Below are 14,054 nucleotides of genomic sequence, written 5' to 3' on the forward strand. Positions count from 1 at the left end.
GATCGCGCCGACGCCGCGGTGCAGGATGCGGAGCTGGACCGAGTCGTCCACCTCGATCTTCATGAGCGACTCCTCCAGCGCCTCCACGGCACCGGACACGTCGCCCTTGATGATGAGGTTGAGCGCCTCGACCTTGCCCTCCTCCAGGGCCCGGGTGAAGTCCTCGAGCGAGATGCGCTTGCGGGCCTTGGCCAGCTGCGCGTTGCGCTCCGCCGCCTCGCGCTTCTCGGCGATCTGGCGGGCGGTGCGGTCCTCCTCGGTGACGATGAAGGTGTCGCCTGCGCGCGGGACGCTGGAGAGACCCTGCACCTGGACCGGACGCGACGGGGCGGCCTCGGCGACCGCGTCGCCGTTCTCGTCCACCATCGCGCGGACACGGCCGTAGGCGGTGCCCGCCACGATCGCGTCGCCGACGCGCAGCGTTCCGGACTGGATGAGCACGGTCGCCACGGCGCCGCGGCCCTTGTCGAGCTTGGCCTCGATCGCGACACCGCGCGCGTCCTTGTTCGGGTTCGCGCGCAGGTCGAGACCCGCGTCCGCGGTGAGCAGCACGGCGTCGAGCAGGTCGTCGATGCCGATGTTGTTCCGCGCGGAGACGTCGACGAACATGACGTCGCCGCCGTACTCCTCGGCCACCAGGCCGAACTCGGTGAGCTGCTGGCGCACCTTGGCGGGGTTCGCCTCCGGCTTGTCGATCTTGTTGACCGCGACCACGATCGGCACGTTCGCCGCCTGGGCGTGGTTGAGCGCCTCGATCGTCTGCGGCATGATGCCGTCGTCGGCCGCGACCACCAGGATCGCGATGTCGGTCACCTGCGCACCACGGGCACGCATGGCGGTGAACGCCTCGTGACCAGGGGTGTCGATGAAGGTGATCGCGCGCTCCAGCCCATCGTGCTCTGTCCACACCTGGTACGCACCGATGTGCTGGGTGATGCCGCCGGCCTCGCCCGCAACGACGTTCGCGTTGCGGATGGCGTCGAGCAGTCGCGTCTTACCGTGGTCGACGTGGCCCATGACGGTGACCACCGGCGGGCGGATCTCGAGGTCCTCGTCGGACTCGGCCTCCAGCTCGGCGTCGAGGTCGATGTCGAAGCCCTCGAGCAGCTCGCGGTCCTCGTCCTCCGGGGAGACGACCTGGATCTTGTAGCCCAGCTCCTCGCCGAGGATCTGGAAGGTCGCCTCGTCGAGGGACTCGGTCGCGGTCGCCATCTCGCCCAGGTGGAAGAGCACGGTGACCAGCGACGCGGGGTTCGCGTCGATCTTGTCGGCGAAGTCCGAGATGGACGAGCCACGGCGGAGCCGGATGGTGGTGTCGCCGCTGCCGCGGGGAACGGTCACGCCGCCCAGCGACGGGGCCTCCCGCATCTCGAATTCCTGGCGCTTCGCGCGCTTCGACTTGCGTGCCTTGGACTTGCCGCCGCCACGGCCGAACGCGCCGGCCGTTCCGCCGCCCGGTCCACGACCGCGGCCACCGCCGCCGCCCGGACGCGGGCCGCCGAAGCCGCCGCCGGTGCCTGCGCCGCCGGGACGCTGGAAGCCGCCGCCGCCGCCCGCGCCGCCCGGGCGCTGCTGGAAGCCGGGACGACCGCCGCCGCCACCGCCCTGGCGCTGGCCGGGACGGTTGCCGCCCTGGCCGGGGGCGCCGATGCGCGGCGAACCCGGGCGCGGCGGAGCCGGACGCGGGATGTTGCCGGGGCTCGGGCGCTGGCCCATGCCCTGCGAGCTCGAGAACGGGTTGTTGCCCGGTCGCGGGGTGCTGGGCCGCTGGCCCATGCCCTGGTTGCTCGAGTACGGGTTGTTGCCGGGGCGCGGGGCGCCCGGGCGCGGGATGCTGCCGCCACCGGGACGCGGGGCCGCCGGCTTGACCGCGTCGCCCTTCGCTCCGTCGGCGGGCGCGGCCGCGGACACGGCCTTGTCCGCCGCGGCCTTCTCAGCCGCAGCCTTCTCCGCCGCCGCCTTCTCGGCAGCGGCCTGACGCTCGGCCACCGACATCGGCGCCTGCGGCTTCGGGCCGGCGGAGCCGCCCGGGGTCTGCGGGCGCGGCGCGCCGGGACGCGGGGCGTCGCTCTTCGGCGCCTCCGCCTTCGCACCGGCGGAGGCCTTGTCGGCGGTGTGTCCCTCGGCCTCCAGGGCGGCGCGGAGCTTCCGCACCACCGGGGGCTCGATGCTGGAGGACGGTCCCTTGACGAACTCGCCCATCTCCTTGAGCTTCGCGAGCGCGACCTTGGTGTCGACGCCGAGCTCGCTCGCGACCTCGTGTACGCGTGGTTTTGCAGCCACAATTCTCCTGTCTGGGGCCCACCCCGGACAGGGCAGGCGTTAGTTGCGGACGGTACTCATTTCGAGCCGCTCATCGGTTGTCACTCATGTGAAGTCACTGCTTCTTCAGCCTGTTCTCGTAAGTAGGCCCTTCAGGGCCGTCGGGTCGGGAGTCCCGTCCACCCGCAGCGCGCGCCCGAAGGCACGGCGTTTGAGGGCGATGTCGAGACACCCGTCGACCGGATGCAGCCACGCGCCCCGTCCGGGGAGAGTGGCGGAGGTGTCCGCCACGAGTTCCGAATTCCGGACGACGACCCTCAGAAGAGAGGACCGGGGAGCGCGAGAACGGCATCCGACGCACGTTCTGACAGCTTCCATCTTACCCCTCCGGCGCGCGTGCGCCGAACCGGCGGCGTGGCGCTGCATCCAGGCTAGCCGGTCTCCGGGAGTCATCGCCGCCGGCGGATCCGCTCCCGGGGCTAGCACTGAGGCGAAGTCGGACGGACACTGGCCGGGAGCGATCGCGGGGAGGGGACATGTCCGTATCGATCCGGCCTGTGCCGGGAGTCACGACGAAGAGACGACGGAGCGCGCGCTCCGGCCTTCTCGCTCTCGCGATCGGCGCCGTCGCGGCCGTCGGCCTGACGCCGTTCGGCGCCGCCCCGCCGCCCGCGTCCGCGGCGACGACGGCGTGGACGCAGTTCGGCAACGGCCCGTCTCACACGGGCGCAAACGACGCGGAGACGCAGCTGGTGCCGGGGACCGTCGGCTCGCTCGCCCCGCTCTTCACGGCGACGCTGCCGGGGACCTCCGACGGCTCCGCCGTGCTCCAGCCCGGCGTGTCCACCGCGGGCGGCACCCGGGATCTGCTGTTCGTGACGACGAAGGACGGCTGGATCGTCGCGCTCGACGCCGCGACGGGGGCGACCGTCTGGTCGCACCAGAACGGGCCGGGGACGTGCCGCATCAACAACGGCTCGACGCCCTGCTACACCACCTCCTCCCCCGCCATCGATCCCGGCGGCGCCTGGGTCTACAGCTACGGACTGGACGGGGCGGTGCACAAGTACGCCATCGGCACCGGCACGGAGGTCCGCACCGGCGGCTGGCCGGAGCGGACGACCGCGAAGCCGTGGGACGAGAAGATGTCGCCTGCGCTCTCCATCGCCACGGTGGCCGGCCACAGCTACCTGTACGCGTCGAACGGCGGCTACCCCGGCGACCGCGGCGACTACCAGGGTCACGTGACGACGATCGACCTCGGCTCCGGCGCGCAGCGCGTGTTCAACACGCTGTGCAGCGATCTGACCGTCCACTTCGCCCCCGCGCCGGCGACCGACTGCGCGAAGGTCCAGTCCGCGGTGTGGGCGCGACCGAGCGTCGTCTACGACGCCGGGACGAACCGCGTGCTGTTCTCCACCGGCAACGCGACCTTCGACGGCGCGCACAACTGGGGCGACAGCGTGCTCGCGATCAACCCGGACGGCAGCGGCGCCGGAGGCGGCCCGGTGGACAGCTACACCCCGTCCAACGAGCGTGACCTCGACACCCAGGACCTCGACCTCGGCAGCACGGCGCCGCAGGTGGTGACAGCGCCCTCCGGCTCGTCCGTGCCGCACCTGGCGGTGCAGTCCGGCAAGGACGCGAAGATCCGCCTGCTGAACACCGCCAACCTGAGCGGCACCGGGCACGCCGGCGCACTCGGCGGCGAGCTCCAGTCGATCGCGGTCCCGCAAGGCGGCCAGGTGCTCACCCAGCCCGCGAACTGGGTCGACACGGCGACGGGCACCTCGTGGGTGCTGATCGCGAACAACAACGGGATCGCCGGCCTCCGGCTGCAGGCGGGCGCGGGCGGGAAGCCGGCCCTGGTGCCGGTCTGGACGTCGACGACCGGCGGGACGACGCCGATCGTCGCTGGCGGGGTGCTCTACTACCTGTCGAAGGCGGGAGTCCGCGCCCTCGATCCCACGACGGGGAAACAGCTGTGGACCGACGCCGCCGGGGCGTCCGGACTGCACTGGCAGAGCCCGATCGTCGCGAACGGGCGCCTGTACTTCCCGGACGGCGGCGGCAAGCTCCGCGCCTTCGCGCTCCCCGCCGGGGCCCAGAAGGTCAGCCGCCTCGCCGGCGCCGATCGGTACGAGGTCAGCGCCGAGGTCTCCGCGTCCACGTTCGCCGCCGGTGTCCCGGTGGCATACGTCGCCTCCGGCCTCGAGTTCACCGACGCCGTCTCCGGCGCACCGGCCGCGGGACGCGCGGGCGGACCGATGCTCCTGGCGAACGCGACGTCGATCCCCGGCGCGATCCAGACCGAGCTGCGCCGGCTGCATCCCGGGCGGATCGTGGTGCTGGGCGGAACCGGCTCCGTGTCCGACGGCGTGCAGACCGCGCTTCGCGGCTTCACGACGGGCACCGTGACCAGGATCGCCGGCCCGGACCGCTACACGACGAGCGCAGCGATCTCGCGCGCCACCGCGTCCACCGGCACGGTCGCCTACGTCGTCTCCGGCGAGGTCTTCGCGGACGCGCTGTCCGCCGGCGCCCTCGCGGCGCGGACCGCGGGAGCCCCGGTGCTGCTCGTGACGCACTCGGGCATCCCCGCCTCGATCGACGCGGAGCTGAAGCGGCTGACGCCGTCGTCGATCGTCGTCGTCGGCGGACCCGGCAGCGTCTCGGACGCGGTGCTCTCCGCGCTCGACGGCTACACCTCCGGCAGCGTGACGCGACTGGGCGGCGCCGATCGCTACGCCGTCAGCGCCGCCGTCGCCGGTCGCTTCGGCACCGGCCCGACGAACGCGTTCGTCGCCACGGGCACGACGTTCACCGACGCCCTGTCCGCCACGGCCGCCGCCGGTACGCAGGGCGTCCCGCTGCTGCTGACGACACCGACCGCCGTCCCTTCGACCGTGGGCTCCGCCCTGCAGCGCCTCGCGCCGCACCACATCACCCTCGTCGGCGGTACCGCCTCGGTCAGCACCGCCGTCCAGTCCGCCCTCGCCCCCTACGTCCACTAGCCGCCCGGGGGCCTGCCGGGCCGGGGCTTGCCGGGCGGGGGCCTGCGGGGCGGGCTAGTCCCTGTCGAGGATGGAGTCGGGCTGGATGTCGATCTTCGCGCCGGTCAGCTTCGCGGCCAGGCGGGCGTTCTGGCCCTCCTTGCCGATCGCGAGCGAGAGCTGGTAGTCGGGCACCAGAGCGCGCACCGCCTTCAGGTTCTCGTCGATCACGAAGGCGCTCGTGACCTTGGCGGGCGAGAGCGCGCTCGAGACGAAGGTCGCGAGGTCCGGCGAGTAGTCGACGATGTCGATCTTCTCGTTGTTCAGCTCCGCCGTGACCGCGCGCACGCGCTGGCCGAGCTCGCCGATGCACGCGCCCTTGGCGTTCACGCCGGGCTCGGTCGCCCGCACCGCGATCTTGGTGCGGTGGCCGGCCTCGCGCGCCAGCGAGACGATCTCGACGACGCCGCTCGCGATCTCCGGGACCTCGAGCGCGAACAGCTTGCGCACGAGCGCCGGGTGCGTGCGGGAGACGGTGATCGACGGACCCTTCGGTCCCTTCGCGACGCTCGTGACGTACACGCGGATGCGCGACCCGTGCGTGTACTCCTCGCCTGGCACCTGCTCCTCCGGTGGCAGGATGGCCTCGACGCTGCCGAGGTCGACGTGGATCATCCGCGGGTTCGGACCCTGCTGGATGACGCCGGCGACGATGTCGCCCTCCCTGCCGCGGAACTCGCCGAGCACGGCGTCGTCCGCGATGTCGCGCAGCCGCTGGTTGATCACCTGCTTGGCGGCGAACGCCGCGATGCGGCCGAAGTCGCTCGGGCTGTCCTCGGCCTCGCCGATGACGTTGCCCTCCTCGTCCCGCTCCGGGACGTAGACGGTGACATGCCCCGTCTTGCGGTCCAGGTGCACGCGTGCGGCGGGCGGCGTGTCGCCGTGCCCGTGCCGGTGGTCGGCCTGGTTGGTGTGCTTCAGATAGGCGGTCAGGATCGCCTGTTCGATGATCTGCACCAGCTCGTCGAACGGGATCTCCTTCTCGCGCTCCATGAGACGCAAGACGCTGAGGTCGATGTCCATGCCGGCCTCCTCTATTCAGATCTCGCCGCCGCGCGATGGCGCAGCGGACTCGACTCACTACGGTACCCGAGATTCCTGCGGGGTGGGAGCGGGAGAGCGCCGTCGCCGCGGTGCGCCGCCTGCCTAGACTCGGAGGCATGGCGAACATCGAATACCGCACCCTCGGCGACTCCGGCCTCGTCGTCTCCACCATCGGCCTCGGCTGCAACAACTTCGGGAGGGCGGGGACGGCCACCGAGACCCAGGAGGGCACGAACGCGGTCATCGACGCCGCCATCGACGCCGGTGTGACCTTCTTCGACACCGCAGATATCTACGGCAAGGAGCGCGGTCTCTCCGAGACGCTGATGGGGGCGGCGCTGGCGGGCAAGCGCGACCGCATCGTCCTGGCGACGAAGTTCGGGATGGACATGGCCGGCACGAACGGACCGGACTGGGGCGCCCGCGGATCGCGCCGCTACATCCGGCTCGCCGTCGAGGCGTCGCTGCGCCGGCTGCGCACGGACTGGATCGACCTGTACCAGCTGCACCAGCCGGACCCGCTGACGCCGATCGAGGAGACCATCGCGACCCTCGACGACCTGATCGCCGAGGGAAAGATCCGCTACATCGGCCACTCGAACCTCGCGGGCTGGCAGGTGGCGGACGCCGAGTACACCGCGCGGCTCAACGGCCACCCCCGGTTCATCTCGGCGCAGAACGAGTACAGCCTCCTGGTGCGCGGCGCCGAGGACGAGGTGCTGCCGGCCGTGAACGCGTACGCGCTCGGCTTCCTGCCCTACTTCCCGCTCTACAACGGCCTCTTCACCGGCAAGTTCAGCCGCGAGGGCGGCCCGGCGGACAGCCGGATCATGATGATCCGCAAGCACCTGCTCGACAACGCGCCGTGGGACAGGATCGAGCGCTACCAGGCGTTCTGCGACGAGCGCGGCGTCAGCATGCTCGCCGCCACGTTCGCGTGGCTGCTCGCCCAGCCGGGACTGACCAGCGTGATCGCGGGCGCCACGAAGCCCGAGCAGATCGTCGCGAACGCGGAGGCGGCGACCGCCTGGGCGCCGACCGCCGAGGACGTCGCCACCATCTCGGACATCTTCGCCCGCGCCTCCTGACGGCGACCGTGCCCGTTCGGTACACCCGGCCCTGCTCGAGCAGGGCGCAGACGTACCGAATGGGGACAGACGCAGGCGGTGTTCGCTCTGGGCGAACGCTTGCATTGTTGTGAGTGAGCGCTCACTCCGCGTAGGCTCGCCCGCGTGACAGACGCCGCCCCCGCCACGAGGACGCGCGCGCAGCCGCTCTCCCCCGACGACCGCCGCGCGATGATCATCGACGCCGTCATCCCGCTGCTCGTCGCCAACGGCCGGGACGTCACCACGCGGCAGATCGCCGAGGCGGCCGGGATCGCCGAGGGCACGATCTTCCGCGTGTTCGCCGACAAGGACTCGCTCGTCCAGGCCGCGATCGAGAAGCACCTCGACCCCGAGCCGCTGCGCGAGGCGCTGCGCTGCATCGACCCCGCCCTGCCGCTCGAGCACAAGGTGCGCGCGATCATCCTGCTCATGCAGGAGCGGTTCCGCAGCGTGTTCCGGATGCTCGCGGTCGTCGGCGCGGAGCGGCCCCCCGTTCCCCAGGAGCGCGCCGAGTTCGCCTCCATCATCGAGGGCGTCCTCGCGCCGGAGGCGGAGCGGCTGAACTGGCCGCCGCGCCGCGCCGCCTACATCCTCCGGCTCCTCGCGTTCGCCTCCTCGTTCCCCGCGCTCAACGAGGGCGTGGAGTTCAGCGTCGACGAGCTCACCAGGATCGTCCTCACCGGCCTCGCCGGCCGCACCGAGGACGCCGCCACCCCCACCCGCCCACTCTGAGATCCGAGGCACGATGCTTCTGAAACTGCTCGGCCGGTACCTCCGGCCGCACTGGCCGCTCCTGATCGGGGTGGTCGTCTTCCAGCTCGCGCAGTCGCTGCTCTCGCTCTGGCTGCCGACGCTGAACGCCCAGATCACCGACAACGGCATCGCCAAGGGCGACACCGCCTACATCATCGCGGTCGGGGCCGAGATGCTCGGCGTGACGCTCGTGCAGATCGCCTGCGCGATCACCGCCGTGTACTTCGGCGCCAAGGTCGCGATGCTGGTCGGCCGCGACCTGCGCGGCGCGATCTTCCACCGGGTCGGCGAGTTCTCCGAGCGCGAGGTCGCCCGGTTCGGCGCGCCGTCCCTGATCACCAGGAACACCAACGACGTGCAGCAGGTGCAGATGCTCGTCCTGATGACCTGCACCCTGCTGGTGTCCGCGCCCATCCTCGCGATCGGCGGCATCGTCCTCGCGATGCAGCAGGACCTGGAGCTGTCCTGGCTGATCGCGGTCAGCGTGCCCGTGCTGCTCATCGCGGTCGGCATCATCATCGTCAGGATGGTGCCGCTGTTCCGGATGATGCAGGAGCGGATCGACCGCGTGAACCGGGTGCTGCGCGAGCAGCTGACCGGCATCCGGGTGATCCGCGCGTTCGTGCGCGAGCAGGTGGAGACCGACCGGTTCCGCACCGCGAACGACGAGGTGACGGACACCGCGCTGCGGGCCGGCCGGCTGTTCGCGCTGATGTTCCCGATCGTGATGCTGGTGCTCAACGTCTCGAGCGTCGCCGTGATCTGGTTCGGCGGTTTCCGCATCGCCGACGGGTCGATGCAGATCGGGACGCTCACCGCCTTCCTGCAGTACCTCATGCAGATCCTGATGGGCGTGATGATGTCGACCATGATGGCGGTGCTCGTCCCGCGCGCCGCCGTGTGCGCGGACCGCATCGGCGAGGTGCTCGGGACGGAGCCGTCCGTGCGGGCGGCGGACGACCCGGTGACCGCCGTCGACGCGCACGGCACCGTCGAGTTCGTCGACGTGAGCTTCTCCTATCCGGGCGCGGAGCGGCCGGTGCTCAGCGACGTGACCTTCTTCGCCGAGAGCGGCAAGACGACGGCCATCATCGGCTCCACCGGCGCCGGCAAGACGACGCTCATCAACCTCATCCCCCGGCTGTTCGACGCCACGAGCGGGATCGTCCTCGTCGACGGCGTCGACGTGGCGGAGCTGGACCCGGAGCTGCTCTGGTCGCGCATCGGCCTGATCCCGCAGAAGCCGTACCTGTTCTCCGGCACCGTCGCGAGCAACCTCCGCTACGGCAACCCCGACGCCACCGACGACGAACTCTGGCACGCCCTCGAGATCGCCCAGGCGAAGGACTTCGTGTCGGCCATGCCGGAGGGTCTCGACGGCCCGATCGCGCAGGGCGGCACGAACGTCTCCGGAGGGCAGCGCCAGCGCCTCGCGATCGCGCGCGCCCTCGTGCGGCAGCCCGAGATCTACATCTTCGACGACTCGTTCTCCGCGCTGGACACGGCGACCGACGCGCGGCTGCGCGCGGCGCTGGCCAGGAGCGCGGCGGGGGCGACGATGATCGTCGTGGCCCAGCGGGTGTCCACCATCGTGGACGCCGACCAGATCATCGTGCTCGAGGACGGCAGGGTCGTCGGGCGCGGAACCCACGAGCAGCTCGTGGAGACGAACCCGACCTACGCGGAGATCGTCTCGTCGCAGCTGACGGCTGAGGAGGCGGCATGAGCCGGGACACGTCGACACCCGCCCGCCCGCCCGTCCGGCGCGGTCCGGGAGGAGGAGGACCATTCGGCGGCATGGCGATGCCGGGCGAGAAGTCCCTGAACTTCGGCCCGTCGGCCAAGCGCCTCGCCGCCCGGCTGCGTCCGGAGGCGGTCGCCATCGTCTTCGTCACCCTGCTCGCGGTGGTGAGCGTCGTCTTCGCCGTGCTCGGCCCGAAGCTGCTCGGCAACGCGATCAACCTGGTCTTCGCCGGGGCGGTGTCCGCGCAGTTCCCGAAGGGCATGACGCAGGCGCAGGTGATCGCGGGCGTCAAGGCGTCCGGGAACAGCCAGCTCGCCGATCTGCTCTCCGGGATGACGTTCACGCCGGGCGCCGGCATCGACTTCGCCGCGGTCGGCCACATCCTGCTCTGGGTGCTCGCGCTCTACATCGCGTCGTCGGTGTTCAGCTACCTGCAGGCGTACGTGCTGAACGGGGTCACCCAGCGCACGGTGTACCGGCTGCGCGCCGACGTCGAGGACAAGATCCATCGGCTCCCGCTGAAGTACTTCGACGGGATGCAGCGCGGCGAGCTGCTCAGCCGGGTGACCAACGACATCGACAACATCTCGCAGACCCTGCAGCAGACGATGAGCCAGCTGCTCACCTCGCTGCTGACGGTGATCGGCGTGGTGGTGCTGATGTTCGTCATCTCCCCGCTGCTCGCCGTGATCGCGCTGATCACCATCCCGCTCACGCTGGTCGTGACGACCGTGATCGCCAAGCGCTCGCAACGGCTGTTCGTCGCACAGTGGCGCAATACCGGCGAGCTGAACGGCCAGATCGAGGAGGCCTTCACCGGCCACTCGCTGGTGAAGGTGTTCGGCAGGCGCCGCGAGGTGGAGGAGCGCTTCCGCGAGAAGAACCAGGAGATGTACCGGGCCAGCTTCGGCGCCCAGTTCATCTCGGGGCTGATCATGCCGTCCATGATGTTCGTCGGCAACCTGATGTACGTCGCCATCGCGGTCGTCGGCGGCCTGCAGGTCGCGAACGGCGCGATGCAGCTGGGCGACGTGACCGCGTTCATCCAGTACTCCCGCCAGTTCACCCAGCCGCTGACCCAGCTGGGATCGATGGCCAACCTGCTGCAGTCCGGCGTCGCGAGCGCGGAGCGGGTCTTCGAGCTGCTGGACGCCGACGAGCAGCGGACCGACCCGGCCGCGCCGCAGAGCCCGCACGGCACGAAGGGCCGGCTGGCGTTCGAGGACGTGTCGTTCCGCTACGTCGAGGAGAAGCCGCTCATCGAGCACCTCTCGCTCGTCGCCGAGCCGGGCCAGACGGTCGCGATCGTCGGGCCGACCGGCGCGGGCAAGACGACGCTGGTCAACCTCATGATGCGGTTCTACGAGCTGGACGGCGGCCGGATCACCCTGGACGGAATCGACATCGCGTCCATGACGAGGAACGATCTGCGCAGCCGGATGGGGATGGTGCTGCAGGACACCTGGCTGTTCAAGGGCACGATCCGCGAGAACATCGCGTACGGCAGGCCGGGTGCGACGGAGGAGGAGATCATGGACGCGGCGCGCGCGACCTACGTCGACCGCTTCGTGCACTCGCTCCCCGACGGCTACGACACCGTGCTTGACGACGAGGGCTCGAACGTCTCGGCGGGCGAGAAGCAGCTGCTGACGATCGCGCGCGCGTTCCTCGCCCGGCCGAGCGTCCTCATCCTCGACGAGGCGACGTCCTCGGTGGACACCAGGACCGAGCTGCTGGTGCAGAAGGCGATGAGCGCGCTGCGCGCGGACCGCACCTCGTTCGTGATCGCGCACCGGCTCTCCACCATCCGCGACGCCGATCTCATCCTGGTGATGGAGTCGGGGCAGATCGTCGAGCAGGGCACGCACGCGGAGCTGCTGGCGCGCGGCGGCGCCTACTACTCGCTCTACAACGCGCAGTTCGCGGCGCCGGCGGAGGAGGAGGCGTAGGGGGACTGCGCGCGACGCCTAGAGCCGGGCGCCGACGGCGCGGACGCACCAGAACACGCCGTAGGCGATCAGGCCGAGGGCGATCAGCACCAGCAGCACGACGCCGTACGGCACCTGCGTGAGCGCCTTGAGGCTGCCGTCCAGCCCGCCGGCCTTCGACGGGTCGTATGTGACCGCGCCGAAGACCACCAGGCCGCCCACGAGCAGCAGTGCGATCCCCTTCGCGATGTAGCCGACGCGGCCGAGGACGGTGATGACGCCGGCGAGCCGGTTCGGCGGGAGGCGCAGGTCGCGCTCGAAGCGGTGCGTGGCGCCGTTGCGGATGAAGCCGATGCCGGTGGCGACGATGGCCAGACCGATGATCGCGAGCACGAACACGCCGCCGGGCATCGCGAGCAGGCGAGCGCTCATCGTGCGCTCGGAGGACGACGCGTCGTGCGATCCGCCCGAGGCGATGGAGATCGCAACCACGGCCAGCGCGGCGTAGACGACGCACTTGGTGATCTCCAGCGCCCGGGTTCCCAGGCTCCGCGCGGTGACGGCAACGAGGATCTGCCAGAGCGCGAGCGTGATCAGCCCGACGATGATCAGCCAGACGGCGAACAGCCCGCCGGGAACCGCGACGAGCGCCTGCAGCGCGCCCGACTGGTCGGCGTTCCCGCCCGAGCCGAACGCCACCGCGAGCGCCAAGCCGCCGATCAGAATGTGCAGGATGCCGATGGAGGCCAGCCCCACGCGTGCGAGGACCCGCACGGTCGTGCTGTGCTCGACGCGGGCGGCGGCCCGGGATGGGGAAGTCATGACTGCACCGTACGCCGCGCGCGGGCCGAGCGGCAGCGCATCCTCCTCCACAGCGGAGGCCGCGCGGGCAGTTGTCCCCAATGTCCGATTTCCGCGAGTGGCTGTCGGGGGCCGCCCGTAGAGTCGACCCATGAGCAGTTCGTATCTTCTCCGCACAGCGAGCCCCATCGGGCGCATCGAGCTCACGAGCGACGGTGAGGCGATCACCTCCCTCGCCATCGCGCGCGGCTGCGTCCTCCCCAACGACGAGCAGGACGAGCGCGGCACCGCCGTGCTCGACGACGCCGCGGCGCAGCTCGGCGAGTACTTCGCGGGCGAGCGACGCGCCTTCGACATCCCGGTGCGCCTCACGGGCACCCCGTTCCGCACGGCGGTGTGGGAGCGCCTGGCGTCGCTCGAGTACGGCAGCCTCACCACGTACGGCGAGCTCGGGCTCGCGCTCGGCCACCCCGGCTACGGCCGCGCGATCGGCGGCGCGGTCGGCGCCAACCCGGTGCCGATCATCATCGGCTGCCACCGCGTGCTGTCCTCCACCGGCAAGATCACCGGCTACAGCGGCGGGGAGGGCATCCCCACCAAGCTGTGGCTGCTGGAGCACGAGGGGATCACGCTGGCCGCATGAGCACCACCGAAACGGACGGAAACTCCCCCGCCGCCTCCCCTGCACCCTCCCCCGCGCGCGACTCCCCGGTTCGGGAGGCTGTCGTCGTCGGCGACGACGGCCGCGCGCGCTGCTCGTGGTCCGCGAGCGACGCGGAGTACCGCCGCTACCACGACGAGGAGTGGGGTCGGCCGCAGCACGATCCGCGCGCCCTCTACGAGAAGATGTGCCTGGAGGGCTTCCAGGCCGGGCTCTCCTGGATCACCATCCTGCGCCGCCGGCCCGCCTTCCGCGAGGTCTTCGACGGCTTCGACCCGCAGACGGTCGCCGCGATGACGGAGTCCGACGTCGAGCGTCTCCTGCAGGACGAGCGGATCATCCGCCACCGCGGCAAGATCGAGGCGACCATCTCGAACGCACGGGCCGTGCTCGCGCTGGATGTTCCGCTCGATGAGCTCATGTGGGGCTTCGCCCCGCCGCCCTCGCCGTCCCGGCCGCGCGCGTGGTCCGAGGTCCCCGCCGTGACGGCGGAGTCGACGGCCATGAGCACGGAGCTCCGCCGCCGCGGGTTCCGCTTCGTCGGCCCCACCACGATGTACGCCCTGATGCAGGCGACCGGCATGGTGGACGACCACTTCGAGGGCTGCTTCCGCGCCGACGGCTGAACACGCGAGGGGCACGTCGTCGCCGCCTTCGGATGCGAAGGCGACGACAGCGTGCCCCTCGGGGCCGGAGCCC

The 14,054-nt window shown here is 71.2% G+C and carries 11 protein-coding genes; 7 read left to right on the forward strand and 4 right to left on the reverse strand.

Annotation, left to right across the window (positions count from 1 at the left end; translation table 11 throughout):
- Both infB and ACTHMF_RS08550 read right to left on the reverse strand, forming a co-directional pair.
- On the reverse strand, positions 1-2,283 hold a 2,283-nt coding region (gene infB / locus ACTHMF_RS08545), incomplete at its 3' end, for a translation initiation factor IF-2 (RefSeq protein ID WP_440317101.1).
- Positions 2,284-2,388: 105 nt separating this feature from the next.
- Positions 2,389-2,715: a YlxR family protein gene (locus ACTHMF_RS08550; protein ID WP_440317102.1), complete on the reverse strand. Its 327-nt coding sequence runs from the start codon at positions 2,713-2,715 to the stop codon at positions 2,389-2,391.
- Between the two features lie 83 nt (positions 2,716-2,798).
- Between ACTHMF_RS08550 and ACTHMF_RS08555 the strand changes: the two genes are divergently transcribed.
- Entirely contained in the window at positions 2,799-5,276 is a 2,478-nt protein-coding gene (locus ACTHMF_RS08555) for a cell wall-binding repeat-containing protein (protein ID WP_440317103.1), read from the forward strand.
- Positions 5,277-5,330: 54 nt separating this feature from the next.
- On the opposite strand, the gene nusA is transcribed toward ACTHMF_RS08555, so the two are convergent.
- Positions 5,331-6,338, reverse strand: a complete 1,008-nt coding sequence (gene nusA / locus ACTHMF_RS08560) for a transcription termination factor NusA (protein ID WP_314148214.1) — start codon at positions 6,336-6,338, stop codon at positions 5,331-5,333.
- 137 nt (positions 6,339-6,475) lie between these two features.
- On the opposite strand from nusA, the gene ACTHMF_RS08565 reads away from it, so the two are divergent.
- The 4 genes from ACTHMF_RS08565 (at position 6,476) to ACTHMF_RS08580 (ending at position 11,914) form a co-directional block, all read left to right on the forward strand.
- A complete protein-coding gene (locus ACTHMF_RS08565; protein ID WP_440317104.1) occupies positions 6,476-7,447 on the forward strand; it encodes an aldo/keto reductase in 972 nt (323 codons plus the stop codon).
- Between the two features lie 144 nt (positions 7,448-7,591).
- Positions 7,592-8,200: a TetR/AcrR family transcriptional regulator gene (locus ACTHMF_RS08570; RefSeq protein WP_440317105.1), complete on the forward strand. Its 609-nt coding sequence runs from the start codon at positions 7,592-7,594 to the stop codon at positions 8,198-8,200.
- A gap of 13 nt (positions 8,201-8,213) precedes the next feature.
- The gene (locus ACTHMF_RS08575) at positions 8,214-9,947 is read left to right on the forward strand and encodes an ABC transporter ATP-binding protein (RefSeq protein ID WP_440317106.1); all 1,734 of its coding nucleotides are present in this window, start codon (positions 8,214-8,216) and stop codon (positions 9,945-9,947) included.
- Positions 9,944-11,914 (forward strand): ABC transporter ATP-binding protein, encoded by a 1,971-nt coding sequence (locus ACTHMF_RS08580; protein WP_440317107.1) that lies wholly within the window; start codon positions 9,944-9,946, stop codon positions 11,912-11,914. The genes ACTHMF_RS08575 and ACTHMF_RS08580 overlap by 4 nt, the downstream gene beginning before the upstream one ends.
- An 18-nt stretch (positions 11,915-11,932) precedes the next feature.
- Here ACTHMF_RS08580 and ACTHMF_RS08585 read toward each other — a convergent pair whose 3' ends face one another.
- The gene (locus tag ACTHMF_RS08585) at positions 11,933-12,715 is read right to left on the reverse strand and encodes a DUF1206 domain-containing protein (protein WP_440317108.1); all 783 of its coding nucleotides are present in this window, start codon (positions 12,713-12,715) and stop codon (positions 11,933-11,935) included.
- A gap of 130 nt (positions 12,716-12,845) precedes the next feature.
- Between ACTHMF_RS08585 and ACTHMF_RS08590 the strand changes: the two genes are divergently transcribed.
- Positions 12,846-13,337 carry a methylated-DNA--[protein]-cysteine S-methyltransferase gene (locus ACTHMF_RS08590; RefSeq protein WP_440317109.1) on the forward strand — a complete coding sequence of 164 codons (492 nt, stop codon included), beginning with the start codon at positions 12,846-12,848 and terminating at the stop codon, positions 13,335-13,337.
- Positions 13,334-13,981: a DNA-3-methyladenine glycosylase I gene (locus tag ACTHMF_RS08595; RefSeq protein ID WP_440317110.1), complete on the forward strand. Its 648-nt coding sequence runs from the start codon at positions 13,334-13,336 to the stop codon at positions 13,979-13,981. The genes ACTHMF_RS08590 and ACTHMF_RS08595 overlap by 4 nt, the downstream gene beginning before the upstream one ends.
- The last annotated feature ends 73 nt before the right edge of the window (positions 13,982-14,054 follow it).

The organism is Leifsonia sp. (genome assembly GCF_051955155.1).
GTDB lineage: Bacteria > Actinomycetota > Actinomycetes > Actinomycetales > Microbacteriaceae > Leifsonia.